Source organism: Neobacillus sp. NPDC097160 (assembly GCF_044762155.1).
Taxonomy (GTDB): Bacteria; Bacillota; Bacilli; order Bacillales; family Cytobacillaceae; genus Neobacillus.
This window is the reverse complement of record NZ_JBIWDU010000001.1, coordinates 152,490-175,416: the sequence shown is the minus strand read 5'-3', so window position 1 is coordinate 175,416 and position 22,927 is coordinate 152,490. Positions and strand designations below refer to the sequence as shown.

Annotated in this window: 16 protein-coding genes; 5 read left to right on the top strand and 11 right to left on the bottom strand. The window is 41.0% G+C overall.

Annotated features, from left to right (window positions below):
- Positions 1-13: 13 nt before the first annotated feature.
- From ACIQXV_RS00800 to ACIQXV_RS00760, 9 genes are all read right to left on the bottom strand, one after another.
- The gene (locus tag ACIQXV_RS00800; RefSeq protein ID WP_402954585.1) at positions 14-793 is read right to left on the bottom strand and encodes an IclR family transcriptional regulator; all 780 of its coding nucleotides are present in this window, start codon (positions 791-793) and stop codon (positions 14-16) included.
- 285 nt (positions 794-1,078) lie between these two features.
- The gene (rbsK, locus tag ACIQXV_RS00795) at positions 1,079-1,990 is read right to left on the bottom strand and encodes a ribokinase (RefSeq protein ID WP_402954582.1); all 912 of its coding nucleotides are present in this window, start codon (positions 1,988-1,990) and stop codon (positions 1,079-1,081) included.
- A gap of 1 nt (position 1,991) precedes the next feature.
- Positions 1,992-2,804: an energy-coupling factor ABC transporter ATP-binding protein gene (locus ACIQXV_RS00790; RefSeq protein WP_402954579.1), complete on the bottom strand. Its 813-nt coding sequence runs from the start codon at positions 2,802-2,804 to the stop codon at positions 1,992-1,994.
- A complete protein-coding gene (locus tag ACIQXV_RS00785) occupies positions 2,792-3,664 on the bottom strand; it encodes an energy-coupling factor ABC transporter ATP-binding protein (RefSeq protein WP_402954576.1) in 873 nt (290 codons plus the stop codon). Before ACIQXV_RS00785 ends, ACIQXV_RS00790 begins: the two co-directional genes overlap by 13 nt.
- Complete coding sequence (locus ACIQXV_RS00780) at positions 3,661-4,413, bottom strand: energy-coupling factor transporter transmembrane component T (RefSeq protein WP_402954573.1); 753 nt, start codon at positions 4,411-4,413, stop codon at positions 3,661-3,663. Before ACIQXV_RS00780 ends, ACIQXV_RS00785 begins: the two co-directional genes overlap by 4 nt.
- Positions 4,414-4,437: 24 nt before the next feature.
- Positions 4,438-5,028, bottom strand: coding sequence for an ECF transporter S component (locus ACIQXV_RS00775; protein WP_402954570.1), 591 nt, complete (start codon positions 5,026-5,028; stop codon positions 4,438-4,440).
- A 79-nt stretch (positions 5,029-5,107) separates the two neighbouring features.
- Entirely contained in the window at positions 5,108-6,019 is a 912-nt protein-coding gene (locus ACIQXV_RS00770; RefSeq protein WP_402954567.1) for a nucleoside hydrolase, read from the bottom strand.
- Between the two features lie 17 nt (positions 6,020-6,036).
- On the bottom strand, positions 6,037-7,053 hold the full coding sequence (locus ACIQXV_RS00765) for a LacI family DNA-binding transcriptional regulator (protein ID WP_402954564.1): 1,017 nt from the start codon (positions 7,051-7,053) through the stop codon (positions 6,037-6,039).
- Between the two features lie 300 nt (positions 7,054-7,353).
- Complete coding sequence (locus ACIQXV_RS00760; RefSeq protein WP_402954561.1) at positions 7,354-12,570, bottom strand: Ig-like domain-containing protein; 5,217 nt, start codon at positions 12,568-12,570, stop codon at positions 7,354-7,356.
- A gap of 484 nt (positions 12,571-13,054) precedes the next feature.
- Here ACIQXV_RS00760 and ACIQXV_RS00755 point away from each other — a divergent pair, with 484 nt between their 5' ends.
- From ACIQXV_RS00755 to ACIQXV_RS00745, 3 genes are all read left to right on the top strand, one after another.
- Complete coding sequence (locus ACIQXV_RS00755; RefSeq protein WP_402954558.1) at positions 13,055-16,171, top strand: glycoside hydrolase family 84 protein; 3,117 nt, start codon at positions 13,055-13,057, stop codon at positions 16,169-16,171.
- A 212-nt stretch (positions 16,172-16,383) separates the two neighbouring features.
- Entirely contained in the window at positions 16,384-16,869 is a 486-nt protein-coding gene (locus ACIQXV_RS00750) for a glutathione peroxidase (RefSeq protein ID WP_402954555.1), read from the top strand.
- A 167-nt stretch (positions 16,870-17,036) separates the two neighbouring features.
- Positions 17,037-18,041 carry a DUF3231 family protein gene (locus ACIQXV_RS00745; RefSeq protein WP_402954552.1) on the top strand — a complete coding sequence of 335 codons (1,005 nt, stop codon included), beginning with the start codon at positions 17,037-17,039 and terminating at the stop codon, positions 18,039-18,041.
- An 87-nt stretch (positions 18,042-18,128) separates the two neighbouring features.
- Here the strand turns inward: ACIQXV_RS00745 and ACIQXV_RS00740 are convergent, their stop codons facing one another.
- Positions 18,129-18,809: an HAD family hydrolase gene (locus ACIQXV_RS00740; RefSeq protein ID WP_402954549.1), complete on the bottom strand. Its 681-nt coding sequence runs from the start codon at positions 18,807-18,809 to the stop codon at positions 18,129-18,131.
- 610 nt (positions 18,810-19,419) lie between these two features.
- Here ACIQXV_RS00740 and ACIQXV_RS00735 point away from each other — a divergent pair.
- Positions 19,420-20,655 carry an SH3 domain-containing protein gene (locus ACIQXV_RS00735; RefSeq protein ID WP_402954546.1) on the top strand — a complete coding sequence of 412 codons (1,236 nt, stop codon included), beginning with the start codon at positions 19,420-19,422 and terminating at the stop codon, positions 20,653-20,655.
- Between the two features lie 383 nt (positions 20,656-21,038).
- The gene (locus ACIQXV_RS00730; protein WP_402954543.1) at positions 21,039-21,803 is read left to right on the top strand and encodes a DeoR/GlpR family DNA-binding transcription regulator; all 765 of its coding nucleotides are present in this window, start codon (positions 21,039-21,041) and stop codon (positions 21,801-21,803) included.
- 109 nt (positions 21,804-21,912) lie between these two features.
- Here ACIQXV_RS00730 and ACIQXV_RS00725 read toward each other — a convergent pair whose 3' ends face one another.
- Positions 21,913-22,767, bottom strand: coding sequence for an ROK family protein (locus tag ACIQXV_RS00725; protein ID WP_402954540.1), 855 nt, complete (start codon positions 22,765-22,767; stop codon positions 21,913-21,915).
- Between the last annotated feature and the right edge of the window lie 160 nt (positions 22,768-22,927).

Genomic DNA, 22,927 nt, shown 5'->3' with positions numbered 1-22,927 from the left:
TTATTTGAAAATGTTATTCGATCATTTGTTTTTGTTCCCCAGTAAAGCCTGCAAGCTGGGATAATCGGCTGGCAAGTTGGATGATTTCTTCCCTCGCAGAGTCTTTTTTCTGTTCCCAACTAGTTGTCATCATAGTAAAACTAACCCCAGCGATTATTTTATTTTCAAAATTATAAACGGGCGCAGCGACACAGTGGAATCCTAAAGAAGCTTCCTGATTCTCAATCGCGTAGCCATCTTTTTTCGCCTGTTGCACATTGTCATTGAGAACGTTGATGTTTGAAATCGTAAAGGGGGTTTTTGGCTCCCATTGTTTCGGGTACATTTCCTCGAGCTCTGCCTTAGCGTATCGCGTCAATTGAATTTTCCCAATTGCGGAAGCGTATGCGGGAAAACGCATACCGGGATCAGTGATCAGGCGGACCCTTGAATCCCCTTCCATTTTTCCTAAATAAACCACATCCCCTTCGTCTAAAATTCCTAACTGAATATGCTCATTAATTTTGGCAACAGATTGGCTGGCTTCTTTATAGAAGGACTGCAATATATTAAACTGGCGGAAATAGGCGGAGCCAATCGCACCTAATGCTGGCCCTAACGAATATGTATCGCCATCCTCCTTGGTTACCCATTTCAATGTTTCCAATGTATTTAACAAGGAGAATAGGGAACTTTTATTTATATCTACTCGTTTGGATAATTCAATCAAACGTAACTGATTCGGAAATTCACCAATTTGCTTTAATACCTTATCTGCCCGCTCGATTGCCGGGACCCAATACTTTTCTTTCATAACCATCACTGCACCTTTTATTGGTTTATTATAGTAAACCAAGTTTTTTATATTAAACTAATGTTAGTTTATCATACTTGCGCAAATTTTCAAACAACTTTTTTTGATATTATCACCTTTTGAAGCAAGGGGCAGTTCTTAGACTATAAAAATTTGAATAAGGGATACCTCTAAGATCGTTGAAAGTGGGTCATAATTGGAGGAAAGTGCGACGATAGCTCTTTAAAAGCCCTGCCGGCCCGAAAAAAGCATAAAAAAATGAAGCAAGAGAGCCGTCCCCTTGCTTCAAACTTCTTCTAATGTTGGCAATGATGGCTGTGCGCCTTCTCGTGTGACGACAATGGAGGAGACTTTGCTGGCAAATTCTGCTGCTTCTTGGTCACTCATGCCTTTTGTTATGCCGACGGCAAAGGAGGCAATATACGAATCTCCCGCTGCTGTCGTATCAACCGGAATCACTTTTGTTGCCGGTATATGGACTTGAAGTTCGTCATTCAGTAAAAAGGAACCTTTATCTCCCATGGTAATGATGATTCGAACTACACCTGACGATTTTAATAAAAGAGCCGCTTTCACAAGTTCTTCCATGGTGCTTGTTGGCATCCCTGTCAGTTGTTGCAGTTCCGTTTCGTTCGGTATTAAGGTATGAACCATTCGAAGCATCTTGTCAGATAACGGTTGACAGGGTGCCGGATTTAAAATAACTTCCTTCTGATGCTCGGCAGCAATGGCCAAGACGTATTCGACCACATCCAGCGGAATCTCCAGCTGCATAATGATAAATTCACTCTCTTTTATCAGTTCGATGGAAGCGTCGATATCCGCACGAGTTACTTGATGATTCGCCCCAGGGACTAAAACAATATTATTTTCTCCGTCTTTACTTACATTAATGAAAGCCATTCCTGTTGTACCTTCTTGCCGTATTCCTGTGATATCGACACCGGCTTGTTTCAAATTATTTAATAGCACTTGACCATGATCATCCACCCCTACCCGGCCGATCATGGCGACATTTCCTCCTAGTTTCGCGGCAGCAACAGCTTGATTTGCCCCTTTCCCTCCAGGATTTTGTTGAAACTTTGTACTACTAATCGTTTCACCAGGATGCGGGAGATGTGGAACATAGGCAACTAAATCCATATTCAAACTCCCAATTACGAGTATTTTCTTCAAAGAACCCACCTCAAGCTTCATTCTACCAATTATTTACTTGTTGTAAATGATTCATCATCTCATCGATTGACAAGACCTTCTCTCCTAATTGCAGCGAACGGCTCACACGGCTAATATGTGGCTGCTTGAGCATGCTTTCTTCTAGCACATCATAATCCCAAAAGATGTCTCGTTTATTCCCTTCTGAAATCTTCCTTCGATTGGCCATGACAATAACACGCTCAAAGTTATTGACGACAAATTCCATATCATGCGTAATCGTAATCACGGTTTTTCCTTCGGCAACCAACGTGCGTATGATCGATCCTAATCTTTCCATCGCCAGTAAATCCTGACCGGCGGTTGGTTCATCGAGAATAATAACACTTGAATCCATGGCTAGTACGGAGGCGATGGTCACAAATTTCCGCATTGAAAAAGGCAAATTGTAGGGGTGTTCCTTTAGGTAAGGGACAACCCCCGCCAGCTCAGCTGCTTTCATCACATTTTCTTTGATTTTTTCGGGCAACAAGCCGAGTCGCTTGGGAGCAAACTCAATTTCACTGTACACATCACTGTGAAAAATTTGATCATCAGGATTTTGAAACACGTATCCTACCTTCCGCGAGATTTGCGCGGTCGTATAGTCTTTTGTATTCCACCCATCAATAATGACATTCCCTACTTGCGGTTTTAATAGTCCGTTCATTAATTTAACGGTCGTCGTTTTTCCAGCTCCGTTTTGCCCTACGATTGCAACAGATTCCCCTTTACCAAAAGACATACTCACATTTTCTACTGCTTTATAGCCGTTAGGATAAGAATAGGTCACATCATCTAGTGTTAAGAATGACATACTTGTCCTCCCTTCGCTGCCAGCAATCCTTTTACCGTTGAGATCGCTTCCTGTTCCGTCAGTGGAATCCGATCAACATCCCAGTTTCGCTTCTCCATTTCAAGACCTAACAGCGCATATTGCGGCAGTGCTGCACCATATTCCTGCACCCGTTTATCCGTAAGAATTTCTTTAGTTGTTCCTTGCATGACCACTTCACCATCTTTGAAAACAAGGATCATTTCCGCTTTTTCAGCAATTAATTCTATTTTGTGCTCAGCCAAAATAATCGTTTTCCCTTTAAGCTTCATCAGCTCAATAATTTTAAAAATGTCTTCCGTACCGCGGGGGTCTAATTGCGACGTTGGTTCATCAATCACTAAAATTTCCGGCTCCATGACGATAATTGAGGCTAACGCAACCCTTTGCTTTTGCCCGCCTGAAAGCTCTTGAGGATTTTTATCACGTAAATAACCAATCCCCAGTATGTCAATCACATCCTCGACCTTCTGGATAATCACGTCAACCTCTACGCCTAAGTTTTCCAAGCCAAAGGCAATTTCATCAAAAACGGTTTCCTTTACCCCACTGATCTGCGTAAAGGGATTTTGAAAAACAAAACCAATCTTCTGTGCCAGTTCACCCATATCCCACTCACGAATATCTTTGCCATCAATCAGCACTTCGCCGCGTAAATCCCCTTTATAAAAATGGGGAACAAAACCGCGTAATACGTTACAAAAGGTGGTTTTCCCGCTGCCATTGGCACCAATCAACGCGTAAAAACCGCCCTTTTCAATCTCTACATTGACATCCTTTAGCACATCGCCTTTCCCGATCGGGTATTTATAGGATACATTCCTCAGTTGAATAAAACTCATAAAGCCACCCTCCAGACAATGATGACCAGTAGTAAAATAACGAGTAGGATTCGAACAACTGTGTCTTTTTGCGTTTTTTCAATCCTATATAGGCTTGTTTTTTTGACTCGTGCTGTAAAAGCCCTAGCCTCTAACGTGATCGCCCGTTCTTCCGTGCTGGCAACCGACGTTAAAATCAGCGGGGTCAACGTTGGCAAAAAGGCTTTTGCCCGTACACGTAAATTGCCCTCAGTTTCAACCCCGCGCGTTTTTTGTGCATCCATAATCGTCATCGACAGCTTCTTCATTTCAGGGATAATTGTCAGTGTCGATAAGACGACATAGGTTACTTTTGATGGAAGACCAAGCTGTTCTAACGAATACACAATATCCTTGACTGAAGTGATGCGGAAAAACAACAGTAAGGCTGACCCGATCGCGGCAATTCTTGATGTCAGCAGCAAGCTGAAATCAATTCCTTCTTGCCTCAGCGAAAGGAAACTCCAACTCCAGAGGATAGTATCACCCGGATAGAAAAAACTCTGTATTAAAAAGATAAACGTACACAATACGAGAAGCGTTTTAATCAACAAGCTTGCAAACTCTTTAAAAACTCTTGCATATAAAGCAATTAGCAGGCAAAGCGGCACCATTAAATAGCCATACAAATACCCTTTTACAATAAAAACAGAAATAATAATAAATAACGTGATCAAAAATTTTGTTGATGGATATAGATCAAGAAGCAGATTGTTGGATTTTTCCTTCATGGCAAACCCTCTCATTATAATAAACTAGGAATCTAAAAAATTTTGACCATAATTATGTTTGGATAAGTAGCGGTCAGACATCTTTTTCACAATAACATACGTAATCAATAGTGATAATATTTTGTCAATACTCTCAACAATAAGATTGGATGAAAAGACAGATTTCCATATTCCTTGTCCCGAAGCCAAGAATATTGCTCTTACAACAGAGGAGGAGTCTCCTGTTGACCCGCCGAACAGGATGACACTAATCGGTGTACTAACAATAATCACAATAAAGGTTAAAATGACGCCGGCAATGACGGTTTTTCCAACACCAGTAAACATTTTTTTGATAGAAAAATAACCAACTGTAAGTCCAATCACCATCGAAACAATCGCAAAAGGCAATTCCGTTGGCGAAAATATCGACTTAATGACATTCGTAAGCCCACCCGTTACCATTCCAACCCATGGTCCGGCAATCATCGCTACTAACATCGTTCCGATCGCATCTAAATACAAAGGGATTCGCAATACTTGAACAAGCTGTGAAATGACGACATTAATCGCCACTCCAATTGGAATAAGTAGAATTGCAATCAGTGTAAAATCGTACTTTAGACCTTTTTTCATAAATTAAATTCCCCCTGGGTTAAGTTTTTTAAGTAAAAACATAGGAGCAGGTTGGTACATTTGAATGACTAATGATGGATTAGTTCAATTTTTCTATCGCAGTGTAAAGTAAATCAAGAATTCTTTCGCGGTCCACATCAAATGCTACATTTACATTTTTCGGCTTTCCTGTTCGATCTTTCTTGTCGACTACGGTTTGCCCTCTCGTAAACTCACCCTTTGTCTCAATTTCGACATTGCAAGGAATAAAAGTAAATAAGGAAGGGTCAATCAGGTTTGCTACCGCACATGGGTCATGCATGGCATCAGCACGCCCATCCCTAAAGTAAAAATCTAACATGCTAGCTACTGCTTTTCCTGTTTTATTGCCAATATAGCGAATACGATCAATATCCTCTTTATACATCGGTATTTTATTCGTAACATCTAAGCCAAACATCGTAATCGGAATACCTGAGTCAAAAACAATTTTTGCTGCATCCGGGTCTACATAAATATTGAATTCTGCTACTGGAGTACGATTTCCGCCATTACATGCCCCACCCATAATCGATAGTTGGTCAATATTCCCCATGACCTCTGGATATGACTTAATCAATAGTGCAACATTGGTAAGTGGCCCAATCGCAACAATGGTCACTTTTTGCGGCGAGTTTAGAATAGTATCTCTCATGGCTTCAAGTGCGGAACGATTACTAACCGAATAATGAGGTGCTCCTAACTCCACTCCGCCAAAGCCCGATTCGCCGTGAGCTACTTCCGCAAGAACCAATTCATGAAGTAACGGGCCTACAGCACCTCTCGCAACTTCAATTTCTTCACCGACAAAACTTACTAGCTTTAAGGCGTTTGTCGTAATCTTTTCACTAGTTTGATTACCTGCACAGGTAGTGATGAGTTTTAAATCAAGTTCCTCAGATGAAATTGCAAGAAGGATGGCTAATGCATCGTCAATTCCAGGATCGCAATCAATAATAATTGGTTTGGACATGTCGGTTCTCCTTTTTTCTAGTTTTCTAGTTTTTTGGTACTTTCTCGCAAAATCAGTGATGGTTCAAGATACAACGTTTTGTTTTTGACATCACCTCCTTGAGTGATTTGTTCAAATAGGATTTTTGCTGAAATTTCGCCCATTTCGTAAACAGATTGCTCAATGGTCGTTAACTTTGGGGTTAATAGCTGGTTATATTTAATATTGTCAAAACCCACTACCGACAGGTCATGTGGGATTCTCATTCCTAATTCCGTTACTGCCTGATAGACACCAAAAGCCATTAAATCGTTAAAAGCAAAAATAGCTGTAATATCTTTTTTCGAGAGTAAGATTTTGGCTGCCCGGTACCCGCCATCCATTTGGTAGTCAGCAGCTAGAATAAAATCTTGATCGAATGGAATGCCCGCTTCTCCTAGGGCCCTCATATACCCACTCAACCGTGCCTTCGAGTTTGAATAATGTGCCGGACCTGTTATACAACCGATTTTAGTATGGGCAAGCCCAAGTAAATGCTTTGTCGCGAGATAACCCGCTTTTTCGTTATGAATCGAAACACCACTAAACTTTTGGTCATCTACCCCCCGGTCCAGTAGGACTAATGGAATATTCCTTTCCCGTACAATTTCTTCTAGTTGATGAATGGTTTCAGCGCATGAGTAGGTAAATATGATTCCATCGACATTTTTTTCCCTCATTAAGCTTACATACTCTAATTCTCTTTTCGGATCTCCATCTGTATTACACAAAAAGACATTATAGGCATGTTGATTGGCCAAATCCTCCACCCCCCTAACAAGCTCGGGGAAGAAAGGGTTTCTAATATCCGGAATAATTAATCCGATGGTGTTTGTTTGTTTCGTAATCATACTTCTTGCAATCGTATTAGGCCGATAATCGAGCTCTTCAATAATGTCTAGCACCTTTTTACGGGTTGACTCTCCAATTCCCTCACTCTTTTGATTAATCACACGAGAGACTGTCGTAATAGAAACATTTGCCTTTCTGGCAATATCCTTAATGGTTATCGTCATAGCAAAACCTCATTTTTATAATTAAGAAAACGTTTTCGGAAAACGTTTTCTTAATTATAGAATTATAGTCTGAATTTTGTCAATATTATATTAACGTTAGGTTATTCCTAATCATGAATCTTCTATCCTATTTCGGCATTGTTTAAAATGTAATTATACTTCCTACATATCTTTTTGCACTTACCACAATTTACTCGCCACCCCATCTCTAAAACAGAAAATGAGCCAAGCATGATGCTTGGCTCAGGTAACTTGCCTCTATTCATGATGCACTGATTTCTATCCAACTCTGCCTGCGCTTCATTTATAATGAATGTAGTATACTTTCACTTTTTTACCGTCCTCGGATTTGGCGATTATTTTGGCGGTTGATGGAGCCGACACGACTGGCACGACAGTAATGCTTGTATTGCCCTCAGCCTTAGCTTTGATTTTCTGCAGGTCTTTTGCATCGTCCACATCAATAGTTAGGTCATAGTCGTCGCCTTTTTGTTCAAAGTCATCGAGAACACTTTTTCCACCTATCTTAATATCGGAAACCTTTGGTTCAGTACTTGCCTTAGGCCACTTGGAGAATACTTTAATCTCCGTGATGGCTAAGCTCTTGCCCGACTGTGCAGTCATCTCAACTCTTATAGCCGAGGTTTTCACTTTATCAAAGGTAGATACGTTAGCCTTACCCAACTCTGGTGACGCTGGATCACTTTTTAAGTTGGTGACGTCCTTCCAGCTATCTCCGGATTTATACTGGATTTTGAAGCTAGCTGGATATGATGTACCGGAATCTGCGAACCAGTGAATTTCCATTTTATCAACATCATATTCCGTAGGTTCATAGTCTCCAAAGGTAATTGAGACCCAGTCACCTGCACGCGGCTTCGGCTGCCAATTCGTCCAGCGATTGTGCGGCTCAGTATCGTATGAGATGACATCATCATTGATTGCTTCAATTCTGTCACTCGATCCTGGCCCATTGTTGGTGAACGAAGCCTCTGCCTTCGGATATTCGTAGCCATTTTTCGCACGGCTGATATTCTGCTCACCGCCAACTTCATCCGTTACCCTAATGGTAGCAGTTGCTTTCAGGTTAACGCCCTTGACAGAACCCTTAACCTTAAACTCGCCGACATTTCGGAGTTCATCCCGTGGAATCTCCTCCCACTTCACCTCGGCATGTTCTTCTGTACCATTACTGTAAAAAACAGTGACTTCTTCCGGCAGCTCAGGCACTTGCTTTAGCAACACCGCCATTGTGACATCCTCAATCGCAACGGCACCCTTCACAACAACCTTTGCCTGCGCTTTAATGTTTGTCCCTTCCACATTGCCTGAAACCGTAAACTCACCTAATTTTTGATAAAGAGACGGATTGATTCTGTCCCACTTCACGTTGACTTCGCGTGGGATTCCCCTGTTATAATGGGCGACCACCGTTTCTGGTAGTTTCGGGGCTTCACCTTTCTCGACCATAACCGTGACCGGTTCTAAGCTCTCAATGTTTTTTGGAGTCGGATTTTTTGCAATTTTACAAGTAACTTCCGGTGTCGTGACGGTCACACCTTTGTACTTCACCGTTGCTTTCACCTTGACCTCGCCTGCTTCAAGCGCATACAGCTTGTTGCCTTCAATTCTAATAATATTTTTGTCAAATTCATATGTTGGCTGGATGTCGGTTAAGTCAACGATTTCCTTGCTTTCTAAAAGACCCTTTACCTTAAGGTCAACCATATCGTCCTCGACAATATTCGTCTTACCCACGGATAACTCAGCGGAGATCAGCTTTGGTTCTTCCATCGACACCTGAATACTGTTTTCTGAAGTTACCTTCCCGTCCTCTGATGTAACAAATAGTTTAGCGGTTCCCGGATAAGAGAATGCCGGCAAAATGGTAACTGTGGCATTGTCCGCGGCCGCCGCCTCTATTTTAGGAAGGGCAGTGCCATAAGGCAATACAAGTTCATAATTCTTTTTAGCAGCAGCAAAACCTGCTAACGCCTTCCCATTGACAGTAATGCCGCTTAGTTCAGCCGTCGGACTCATCACAATCTGGTCCGCATACACCTCTGCCTCTGTCAGGGCCAGGAATTTTCCTTTTACTGATGGTGTCAAATGGAATTTCAACTTATCGGTTGAGACTGCGTCAAAGCGGATTTCATTTTTCTCGACGGCATATTGCGATGGCTGGGTTAGATTCTCGACATCTTTCCAAGCCGCTCCGTCCCAATATTGCACCGCTGCCTTTTCCGGAACCACCGTGCCACTGTCGGTAAAAACAAACAAATCTAAGTTATTGATGACATGTTCCTTGCCAAAATTGACAGTAATCGAGTCACCATCATCACGCGGCGTTCTGGTCCAGTTCGTCCAGCGATTGACCGGGCTATTGGTATAGCTCTTAATTCCATCGTTCAAATGCTGAAGATTGTCTGCCGGATTGGTAAAAGTTGCTTCAAGCTCCGGATAAGACGAGCCTTGCGCCGGTAGCATAATATTGACCGATTTACTTTCGTTTGTCGCCCTGACATAGGCTTGTGCCTTCAAGTCTGTTTCCTCAACGCTGCCTTCGACAACAAAACGGCCTTCTTTAGTGAGTTTGTCTTCGGCAATCTCTGTCCACGTCACGTCCACATCCATGGTCGTTTCATCACTGTAGAGAAGCGTCACTTTTTCCGGAAGCACCGGACGTACGCCAACCTTTGTAGCCGTTGAAACAGGCTTCACTGCGACAATTCCTTTGACGGTCACGACAGCTTTGGCCTTAAGCGAAGTTCCGTCCACACTACCCGCAACGGTAAATTTACCTATAGTGCTGTAACGTTTCGGATCAATCGCATCCCATGTTACATTTTTCGTATCAGCGGTTGCATCACTATAGTATACCTTCATCTCAGAAGGCAGCTTTGGCGCTTCATTGACATTGACGGTGACATTTACCGCATCCATCCCAACAACAGTCTTTTTTTCACGGTCTGCAGGCGATACGGTAAATAGGCTCGTGGTATCGCTGGAAAGTCCTGCTACAGAAGCATTAATGGTGATTTCCCCAGCCAGCTTATTTGATTGAATAATCGCTACCGCTTTTCCGCTAAAAGCCTTGCGCTTGGTGTCCTTGTATCGCTCCACACTGGACGCGTTTCCGTTGTCAACGCCGGCCAATTCCCCTTGGCCTGATACGTCAAACTTAATCAGATGATCGGCATTCGGAACATCATTCCCTTTATTGTCAACGATTTCGGCTGTAATAAACGATAAATCGGTACCGTCTGCAGTGATCACCTTTTTATCAGCTGTTAATCTGACAGCGGCTGGCTCCCCTGCGGTAACTACTTGGTCACGGGCAATTTCCTTGCCGCTCTCGTCTTTGGCCACTGCTTCTAATTTTCCGGCTTTGAATGGTACTGCCCATTCAAGGTATGTCTTTCCATCTTTTGTTTCTTTATAAGGAGCACCCCATGAAGTCTGTTTATTCTCATAGCTCCGCTCCCCTAATGATTCGCCATTTAGAAAAAGTTCAACCTTAAAGGCGTTCGTATAGGCTAGAACGCGGACTGTTTCTCCCTCAGACCAGTTCCAATGCGGCAGCAGATGCACCATCGGTTCATTTTTCCATTGGCTCTGGTAATAGTAAAAAATATCCTTCGGAAAACCGGCCGTATCGACCGCACCAAAATACGAGCTTTTTGCCGGATAAGCATTGTAATAAGGAGTCGGCTCGCCAACATAATCAAAGCCCGTCCAAATAAATTGTCCTGCGATATGCTTATAGTCTCGATCGTATTTCCAGGCATCCTCCGCCGTTCGGCCCCAGCCAACATAATCATTGTCATAGGAGGATTGCTGCAGATCTGCATACTTCGTGCTCTGATTATACTGATACGGATGGGTGTAGACACCGCGCGAACGGGTCGCTGAAGATGTTTCAGATCCATACAGCTTCCAATTCGGATTCTGCTGGTGGTAGCCCGCATAATTGTTCTCGCTGTAGTTCAGTCCGACAATATCGACTATATTAAAAATTTCCTTAATGTAACTATTAATCGGAGTGACATTCACCTTATCTCCCCGGGTTTTATCCTCGCCAATTGTTGTCGGCCGGGTTGTATCAATTTCCTTGACCCAACGGACTAAATTACGCGCCGTTTCCACTCCGGCAGCATTGGTCGTATCATAAATTTCATTTCCAATCGACCACATGATAATCGCCGGTTCGTTTTTGCCGCGATCGACCATTTCCTTTATGTCGTGCTCTGCCCACGTCGTGAAAAACCGTCCATAGTCATACGTCTTCTTCGACTGTGCCCAGCTGTCAAAGGCCTCTTCGACGATGAATAGACCTAAGTTATTGGCGGCCTCAAGCAGCTCCGGCGATGCCGGATTGTGGGTGACCCTGATCGCATTGACACCCATTTCCTTCATAATCTGCATTTGTCTTTCCACGGCACGTGCATTCGTAGCCGCACCCAGCGCACCCAAATCATGGTGCATCGACACGCCATGCAGCTTCATGTACTTCCCGTTTAGCGAGAATCCCTCATTTTCATCAAACTTGAAATATCTGGCACCAAAGCGCGTTTCATATGTATCCACGGTTTGACCGCCAACCATGACTTCAGTGACAAGCTTGTATCGGTACGGATTGTCGATGCTCCAGAGCTTCGGCTGCTCGATGATCGTGTTGTCTTCAAAATTAGCTGTTGCACCCGCTGCAGCTGTTTTTTCCTCCGACTCCACTGTCGAAACAGCTTTTCCAGCATCATCATAAATAGTCGACTTCACCTTCACGTTCCTAGCTTCACCCGATTCATTGCTGACCTTCGTTTTGATGTTGACATCGGCTCTGCCAGCTGCAAAAGTGGTTTCCAAATTTGGCGTCGTGACAAACGTTCCGTATCTCGCCACATGAATCGGATTGGTCACGGTGAGATACACATTTCGATAGATCCCGCTCCCAGAATACCAGCGGCTGCTCGGCTGCGTGTTATTTACCTTGACAACAAGAACGTTCTCTCGGCCATCTGTATAGAGTTTATCCGTAATATCATAAGAAAAGGCATTATAACCGAACGGATAGGTACCTAACATCTGCCCATTTAAATAGGTGGTACTGTTCATATAGACACCATCAAAATCGATGGAAATCCGTTTTCCCTTCATCGATTCAGGCACGGTGAAGGTTTTTCGGTACCAGCCGATTCCGCCGTCCAAATAGCCTCCCTCATGTGTCGCAAGTGAAGCTTTATTAAAATCTAACTCAATACTCCAGTCGTGAGGCAGATTCAACTGCCGCCAGGAAGAATCGTCAAAGGCAGGATTCTGTGCTCCTGCTATACTGCCACTTGTTTCTCGTTGAAAGCGCCAATTCCCATTAAAGTTAATCCGCCTCTCCCCCTCATACTGAACTTTGTTTTCCGTTGTGGTATTAGTTGGTTTCCCCGCTTCTTGTCCATAAGCAGGAACAGTAAAACTCGATAGAATCAGTGCTGTAATTAAAATAAGACGGCTGATTGCTTTTTTCATTTGTCCATATCCTCTCTTTTTGATTTTAGTAAAATAACAGATAATTTTTACCTCCTCTTCCACAAATTGAAAACACTTTCATTAATAGACTATCACGAAAATTCAAAAAATTAACTATCTTTATCTTCACTTTTTTGCAAAATCCTGCACTTTTTTGTGATTTCCGGAAGAATGAGGACAGATATTTCACTTAAATAATTCCTTATACCTACTTATCAAACTTTTAAATAGTAAATTTTTACTAAAAATAAGTTAATGTATTGACGTTGGAATTGTAAGCGGTTTAGAATCGGGGTATATAATTGGTTTCATGTTACTAGATCATACTAGGCATGGAAAACAAAACGAGAGCACTCTCGGCTGTTTTCCATGCCTTTTTTAATTACAAAAACCAATTATTGAAAAATTAAAGAGGGATGTGATCTGCGGGAGAACGCTATCTTCAGGAGTGAAATATAAAATTATCTAGAAAGAAGGAAACGACTTGAAACAAAAGTTTTGGCTCAATCTAGCTATCATTTTTACGGTGCTATTCACTACAGTAATTGGAATGACAGCACCTGCGGCTTCTGCAAATGAAAATTCTTCAAAAGAGTATGAAATATACCCTATACCTCACAAAGTAACCTATCATGAAGGCTCGCTTAAATTAGACAAAGCGATCCAAGTCATCTATGACGACACCATTGATTCCGTAACAAAGAAAAAAGTAGAAAACGTGTTGAAACAAAATGGCTACCCGGCTCCAAGCATTGGGACACAGCCTGCTGACGACAAAATGAATATTTTAGTAGGAACGAAAGGCTCAAACGGCCCTGTAGATATTTATGCTGAAAACAAAGTAAACAGCGAAGGCATGGATTTCACTAAAATTGATGCCTATCAATTAGAAATCCAAAAAAATACGATTACGATTTTAGGAAAAGATACCGACGCCAGCTTCTATGGTGTGGTAACGTTAAATGCCATCTTGGCCCAAGCTGCAGGCAAAGAAGTCAGAAATTTAACCATTCAAGACTATGCCAATACAAAAATCAGAGGATTTATTGAAGGATACTACGGCATTCCATGGAGCAATGAGGACCGCATGTCGCTGATGAAATTTGGCGGTAATTTCAAAATGACATCCTATGTATTTGCACCAAAGGATGACCCTTATCATAGAGAAAAATGGGCAGAAGTTTATCCGCCCGAAAAATTAGCAGAAATTAAAGAAATGGCGCAAGTAGGAAATGAGAATAAAACTCGTTTCGTTTGGACAATTTCTCCATTAGCGGAAGTAGCGAAGATCTCGCAAACAGGCGGCGATCCGATGCTTAAACTTCAAGAAAATACCGATAAAATGCTGGCAAAATTCGAACAATTATACGATGTTGGGGTTCGTCAATTCGGCGTTTTAGGTGATGATGTAGGCAGTCTGCCGCGTGATTATGTTATCGCCTTGATGCATTCAGTTTCCGACTGGGCAAAAGCAAAAGGCGATGTTTATGATATTCTTTATTGTCCTGCAAGCTATAATTCAAGCTGGGCTTGGAATCCTGCCGAGTTGAATTCTTATGAGCAGGGATTCGATAAAAACATTCAAATTTTCTGGACTGGCTCGACAACTTGTGCACCTATCGTCCAGTCTACCATTGATACATTTAAGACTAGAAGTAATGGCGGAGTCGAAAGAAGGGATCCACTATTCTGGCTCAACTGGCCAGTCAATGATGTCGATATGTCGCGTGTATTTTTAGGTAAAGGAGAAATGCTGGAGCCTGGAATTAAAAATCTTGCCGGTGCCGTAACAAACCCAATGCAAGAAGCAGAAGCCTCAAAGGTTGCGCTTTTTGCCATTGCTGATTATACATGGAACACAGAGACGTTTAACGCCCAAAAAAGTTGGGAAGATGGCTTTAACTATATCGAACCAGATGCAGCAGCAGAGCTTCATACCTTAGCCAAACATATGTCTGACGCTGATCCTAACGGTCTTAAACTATCAGAGAGTGAAGATATCAAGAGTTTGTTAGATTCGATTACGTCTAAAGTAAACAACGGCAGCACGTTAAAAGATTCTGCACCTGAAGCAATCGCTGAACTGCAAAAAATTGCCGATGCCGCAAATGGATTTTTGGCAAAAACGAAAAATGAAAAGTTAAAGAAAGAGTTAGAGCCATTTGTAAAAGGATTACGGGATATGGTCCTTGCGGATATTCAGTTTATCAAAACAGACTTGGCCATTGAAGCAGGCAATAAAGCCGAAACCTGGGATCATTTCGCAAAAGCGACGGCTTTACGCCAGCAAAGCTTAAACTATGATCGCCCACTTTTAAGCGGCACGATGAAAACAACACCTGCTAAAAAACGGCTGCAGCCTTTTACAACGAACCTAGAGAACAAGATTTCTCCAAAGGTGGCAGCACTGCTAGATCTTGAGAAAACAGAAACAAAAGCAAGTATTTTTACAAATGTCGATGCATATAAAAATGTATCTATAAATGAAGAGAAGTCTGTGACTTCGATAACAGATGCAGGTGCAATTACCCTCCACAAAGATGAATATCTCGGCGTAAAATTAAGCAGGGTCAAAGATGTAACCGATATCAAAGCACCTTCTGAAAAAGGGTTAACATTGGAAACATCATTAAACGGCATAAAGTGGGAGAAGGTAAAAAGTAACTCAGCTCCATCTGACGCCAGATATGTAAGGCTATTAAATAAACAAGCGAAGCCAGTTGAATTTACTTTAGATATTTTTAAAGTAACATCGTTTGAAGTTGAACCGAAATCAGTGAAAGAGACAAATTACACAAGTACGGAAAATCCACTGGCGCTGTTTGACGCCGATTTCACCACACCTGGTTGGTTAAAAAACAGTCAATTATCTGGAAAATATATTACGTTTGATATGGGCCAGGAAATCACACTGAATAGTCTAAAAGCGGTTATTGCAGAAGGCGAACATGACTATCCAAGACATGCCATCCTTGAGGCTTCTTTAGATGGAAACGAGTGGACGACCGTGATGACCTTTGGCAGCCAAGACGGTGCAAACGAGGGCGAAGCAACGAATGAAGACCAGATTGATGCAATCTTTGATAAACTGGAAGCCCCCTATCGGACAAAAGAAGTCCGAGATTTAGATCAAAAAATCAAGTATTTGCGATTTAAAGTGACACGAACGAAAGTCGGGTCAGATAAGTGGATTAGAATGCAAGAATTGGTGATCAACGATGGTGCCTACTACCCGGAAAACAATGATCCGACGATTACAACCAATGCAGCAGCGAAACTAGGGTATGCAAAGGATAATCTTGTTGATGGCAAACTGAATACGAAATTCATGCCGGCTGGAACAGAAGCTGGAGAAATACTTTATCATATTGGGGAAGCCGGCACAAGCGTAACAGGAATCACCATTTTAGAAGATCCAAACAGCTTATCCGGAAGTAAGATTTCCGTAAGAACTTCAACTGGCTGGAGAAAACTCGGAACCATTGTATCAGGCTACCAATTCTTTGATACAAAGCAAATTCCGGAAATTCTTGACCTAAATATTGAATGGCCGGAAGGAAAAAACCCGACAATTCACGAAATAAAAATTGATAAGAAATAAAAGCAATTAGACCGACAAGAATACCTAAAAAAAGACCTGCCATTTCTGGACTCCACTAGAAAAGGTAGGTCTTTTCAAACTTCAACTTTTACTCTTTATAGTGAAAATAGAGGTGAAATTCTAAAGGATAGTTTATACTTATTGAAATGGTGCATTTATCCAATTTTCCCTGTAAAACCTGGCGAATATCCAATTTTAAAGGAGTGTTTATAATGAAAACCGTTTATGACTTTCAAGTAAAAATGCCGAATGGTGAGGAGAAATCCTTACAAGAATACGAAGGCAAGCCTTTAATCATTGTCAATACAGCCAGCAAATGCGGATTTACTCCCCAATTTAAAGGCCTTCAACAATTATATGAGACATACAAGGATAGCGGGTTGGAGATATTGGGTTTTCCATGTTCCCAATTTAACAATCAAGAATTTAACCAAATTGAAAAAACGACAGAATTTTGCCAGTTAAACTACGGTGTAACCTTTCCTATTTTTGCAAAAGTCGACGTAAATGGCCCCTTTGCAGATCCGTTATTCAAGTTTTTAAAGGAACAAAAGACAGGTCTTCTATCCCCTAGAATCAAATGGAATTTCACAAAATTCCTAGTCAACCGGAACGGCCAGGTGATGAAACGCTATGCCCCAACGATAGATCCAAGCAGCATTGAAGCGGATTTAGTAAAATTATTGTCTTTAACTTAAGTGCTTTTTGAAAAATAGCTAGAGCGTTTTCCACAATAGAGAGCTTTCTTTTTTGATAGCCAATCATCTGCTATAGAACTAGGTGCTCCGGTCCCCCTGCTTCACGGAATATTTTGAACCGATGATGTGAATAATAATCGGTAGTCAAAATGTAAGGGGGTTCGTGGATGGGAACTGAACACATTAAATTAACGGCTTCAGAAGTCTCTCAACTTTGGACGGCATATATAAATAGCAGCATGAGTAAATGTTTGTTTACCTATTTCTTAGGAATAGCTGAAGATACCGAATTACGGCCCATCATAAAGCATGGATTAGATCTTGCGGAAGCTCACATACAAAAACTAACGGCCATTTTCCAAAAAGAAGGTTACCCAGTGCCGCATGGATTTCACGTAGAGGAGGATGTGAATACTTCCGCTCCCAGATTGTTTTCAGATAATTTTATCCTATTTTTCATTTATAACATGGGAATACCCGCTCTTCATTTTTATGCACTTTCCAAGACATTAGCCGTACGGTCAGATATAGATTCTTACTTTTCTGAATGCCTTCTTGAATTGAAGGAATATGATACGAAGGCTAAAAGTCTTTTGTTATCAAAAGGTTTGTTCATTCGTTCCCCCCATATAATTCCTCCTAAAGAGGTGAATTTTGTAAAAGATCAAAATTGGATGGTTGAACTATTAGGTAAAAAAAGGCCTTTATCAGCAATCGAAATTACAAACTTATTTTCAAATCTCCAAAAAAACGCACTTGGGTCTGCCACAATGATGGGATATAGTCAGGTGGCGCAATCAAAAGAAGTCGGAGCATTCATGATAAGAGGAAAAGAAATTGCTTTTAAACATATGAAGGTATTTGGTTCATTGTTAGAAGAAGATAATTTGCCTGTCCCTATGACTTGGGATATCGGCATCACAGATTCCACGGTCGCTCCATTTTCAGATAAAATAATGATGTTTATGACCACTTCGTTAACTGCTCTTAGTATTGGGTATTATGCAACAAGCATGGCAACAAGCATGAGAAAAGACTTGTCTCTTCAGTACTTAAGGTTATCCGCCGAAATCGCTTCATATGCAGCGGACGGCGCAACCCTCATGATTCAAAACGGCTGGCTGGAGGAACCACCACTATCAGCAGACCGTGATCAATTGGCAAATCAATAGTTTTGGGAGCAGGGGGACGATTCTCCTTCTTCACTATCTAAATGAGAAAGGCCGGGTTCGCAATGAATCCGGCCTTTTTTCAAAATTTTAGCCAAGCGGGGCTTCTAGCCCTGTGCCAAAAATCTTCTTTATTACTTCACTCATCTTCTCTTGCTTCATCGAATCGAGGTGATAGTCATGATGGATAAACTCTAAATTTCTCGTCACATTGTTTGGGACGATCACGCAGCGAATTCCGGCTTGTTTTGCTGCTTGTAAACCATTTAATGAATCCTCGAAGGCGATCGCTTCTGTCGGCAGCAAGCTGCAATCGCTTAATGTTTTTTTATATAACTCCGGATCTGGTTTAACCCTAGTAACATCATCTTTAGTATTGATAACATGGAAATAATCAATAATATCCAGTTGTTCAAGATATCCTATAACCCACTCTCTGGACGAACTGGAGGCTAAACCAATGATCAAGTTGTGTTGTTTCGCTTCATCCAGGTATTCCTTCACCCCTTCTCTAAGAATAAGGGCATTCATTTTAACTCTAACTTTGTCGTAAGCATCATTCTCTAATTGCTCACAATCTACTGGCTTCCCTGTGATTTCATGAATGTAAGGATATAAGACATCATTGCCTGTACCCACACATCGGGAGTAGCCCGCTAGGTCCAGTTCAACCGAATGTTTTTCCAAAAGTACCTCTTTAAACGCCTCATACCAAACGGTCTCAGTATCTACAAGTAACCCATCAAAATCAAATATAACTCCTTTAATCATGATGCTGCCCACCTCCCCTTTTTTATAATGGTAAAACTTTTCCTTTACAAAGTTTATTTATTCTCTAAAAGATATTGCTTAATTCTATGATACCTCATTCTTTTCCTTAAAACTTCTTTGCAATCATGATCGATGGAGAGTCTGGATTTGTAGTAACTAATGATTAAATAGTGCCAAAACCATTTCACTGTGTTCAATAACCTCACACTCCTTTATGTATATCATATTGGAACATTATTAAAATTCATTTACAGTTTTATAAAGATTCCAGACAATACAAATATTCAGACCTTTATGCACACAAAATTGGTTCTTATTTACCAATTCATAGGGCGGCCGAATGATCCCTTCATTCAGGCCGTTTTTTTTGTGGAAAAAAATCAGGCGACAATTTGATAAAATTTTTTAAAAGGTTCGATCAGAGGTCCAACTTACAAATAGTTCCTCACCATTTACGGCTAGGTTATAAAAATTATGTTAGTTAGCCCAACATCATCTATTTTCGGCTAATTATGACAAATTGGGACAGAAAATGATCCCGCACGGCGAATATTACAGAGGGGGATATCTTATTTTTAACTAAAAAGAGAGAATTGGAGATATGGTGATTTTGACAAAAGAATTAGTTGTAAATGGTGAATTAACGCTAAGCAGGAAAGAAACGTACGGAAAAAGCAAGCAAACGAAGAGTGTGCCCGTTTTCACCTCACGGATGGAAAAACGTGAATATTATAAAAGCGTGCAGTTTGATATTCGAAATGTACTAGATGTCAAAGGATACTTAAAAGATATTCAGGCAAATTGGAATACATATGTTTCACAGGTTAGCCAATGGATTCAAACAAATATAGTAAAAAAACTTGTAGTGACTGGCATTTTTACCGTTGTTCTCGGTTTGTATACAAGCGCGAATGCAGCATTTATTCAAGAATACACGTATCAGGTTAAAAGTGGTGAAAAAATTGAAACAATTGCTGCGTTACATGGTGTCACAGCGCAGGAAATATTAGATGCCAATGGGCTGTCTTCCATTGACGGTAAAAAAATTCTATTACCAAAAGTAGAGGACAGAACTGTTATTGCCACAACACTAAATGTTCGCTCTCAGCCAAACACTGCAAGTAGTATTACCGGAACATATAAAAAAGGGGATGTTATGAAGGTTGCATTCGTAGAGGACGGATGGGCCGGCATTCTGATTAAAGGGCGAGTTTGTTTTGTGAGTGATACCTATCTTTCGCAAAAACAAGCAGTTGAATCTCAAGCAAAAACAATGGTTGTGACTGCATCGTCATTGAGAGTGAGGGAAGCTGCTACTACGAGCAGTGCTGTTCTAGGTTCGTTAAAATTAAACGACCGTGTGTCTGTGACAGCCACCTCTAATGGTTGGGCTCAAATTCAGTTCAACGGCAAAGCAGCGTTTGTTAGTGCCGCATATTTAACGAATAACAAATCTGCCGAGTCTATTAATAAGGATAGCACAACAATAAGTTCATCTTTGTATATGATTAAGAGCGGTGATACATTTACAAAAATTAGTAAAGCATTAGGGGTCTCTGTCGCTTCCATTCAAGCACTAAATCCATCAGTGAACCCAACAAAGTTGAAAATTGGCCAAGCAATCAACATTCCTGCCTCTACTCCTAATCAAATAAGAGTAACAGCTCAAATAGGAGGAGTAGACTCTGAGGGAACATTTCGTTTTATCACCCCTGATGGCCACACGTATGCTGCAAAAGCCTCCGAAAACATGATAAATGAACTATTTAACCACCAAGGAAAAAAAGTAACACTAACACTCGAAGGAAACAGAGGGCAACAAATGACATTGCTGGCACTTCAATGAGGCAAGTTAAATGAAAATGGAAAGGAGATTAAGACTTATGTCTAAATCTCCTTTTTGTCTTTTACTACCTAGTTTTGGCTCAGTTCTTTAAAGCGTTTTAGAATACGTATCATACTGTAAATCCATTAAATCATTATTGTTAAATCTTGATTAGATCTTGATGATATCATCTCAATTTTTTAAACGCTACAGTCAAGATTTTTTCATTTTGAAATAAATTAGTAGGAAAAAAGGTTAAAAAAAGAGTTAGGTAATTATTTATCTAACAAATTCTTGATTTACATAATGAAGTTTTGATAATTTGTTGGTAATATATAATTAATATTGATATATTGAAAACGGCACCAATTTGAAGTTATTTGGAAAATAAAGGGTGAATAGGAATGATTAAAGATAAACGAATCAATAAAATTGAAGAGTATATTATCGAGCATAAATCAGTATCTTTAGATGAATTAATGAACGTGTTTAACGTATCTAAAAACACGATTCGCCGTGATGTTCAGGAACTGGTTGAAAAAGGGGATTTTAAAAAGGTATACGGCGGCGTAGCTGTAAATGATGACAAGCGTGCTAAATTAGAATCTTTCCATGACAGGCGAGTACGTAATCAAACAGAAAAGGAAATGATTGGGAAAGTTGCAGCGAATTATGTACAGGACGGAGATATTATTTTTATCGATTCTGGTACAACTACAATTGAATTGATTGAATATATCAATAACAAACAGGTCACGGTAATCACCAATAGCCTTGATTTTATCATTCGTGCACTTCCTTTCGAAAATTTAAACGTGATTACAGCAGGCGGAATACTTGAAAGAAAGACAAAGGCATTCGGGATCTTGAAATATATGGATATTTTAAATGCTTATAATATTAATAAAGCATTTATGGCTTCAACAGGAGTTTCCTTATCAAATGGTGTTACGAATTCTTCACCACTTGAAAGCGAATTAAAAGCTTCCATTGTGAACAGAAGCTCTGAAGTATTTTTATTAGTTGACCATGATAAATTTGATAAATACGGGTTAATGACCTATTGCGGATTAGATAAGATTGATTATCTTGTAACAGATACCATGCCTAATGAAGTTTACGAGAATTACGCACAAAAGAATAACATTCAACTTATTATTGCTGAATAAGTAAAAAATAAATTCTTATATTACCAAAAAGGCCGTTCCTCATTAACGTGAGAAAAGGCCTTTATTTTGAGTTGTTCAATTTAATACAAACCTGGCCTGCGCTCTTGTCTTAAAGAGCCTGCTTCGCCAGAATAAGCGCCCCAGTAATTCCAGCGTTGTCCCCAAGACCCGGGCTCACAATATATTCAGCCAGATCCGGTAACGCCAAATAATCATTAAGTAACTCTGGCAAGTACTTAGAGACCGCACTAAATACCTGCTCCTGTTTCGCGACTCCTCCTCCTAAGATTATTCTTTTTGGAGAAAGAATCAAAATGTACTGCATCAACGCCTGAGCGATATAATACCCTTCTAAATCCCAGACCTCAGGCCGGGTCACAAGGTTTACGCCCTTATCACCCCAGCGTTCCTCAATAGCCGGTCCGGCCGCAAGCCCCTCTAAACAATCATGATGGTACGGACATTTTCCTTTATAATGGTCGTCCTCATGACGCCGCACCAGGATATGTCCCATTTCCGGATGGGACAATCCTTCCAAAAGCTTGCCTTGAACAACAGCCCCAGCCCCAATTCCAGTGCCAACCGTTATGTACAAGCAGCTGTCCAATCCTTTGGCAGCTCCAATCGATACTTCACCTAATGCCGCCGCATTCACATCTGTCGTAAAACCAACCGGAACATTAAATGCCTCTTTCAATGCTTGGACAAACGGATAATTCCTCCAAGCCACCTTAGGGGTCGACGTGATATAACCATATGTTGAACTCTCCCGGTTTACATCAATCGGGCCAAAAGAACCAATCCCGATAGCTTCCAGCGAATACTGCCGGAAAAACTCCAACACCTGACCTATTGTTTCTTCTGGCACCGTTGTCGGAATCTGAATCCGCTCATGGATTTGACCATTTTCATCCCCAACAGCACAAACAAACTTTGTTCCGCCTGCTTCAATTGCTCCTAACATACTTTAATACCTCCTTTTAGGTGAAAGGGATCGGTCTTTCCAAAAACCGCCCCATGTTAATTCGCAAAGAAAGAAGCAAGAGAAATGGCCTCCGCTTCCATCTATGATTTTACCTTTAATAACCGCTCTCTGTACCTGTCAACCATTAGTTTGCTCGACA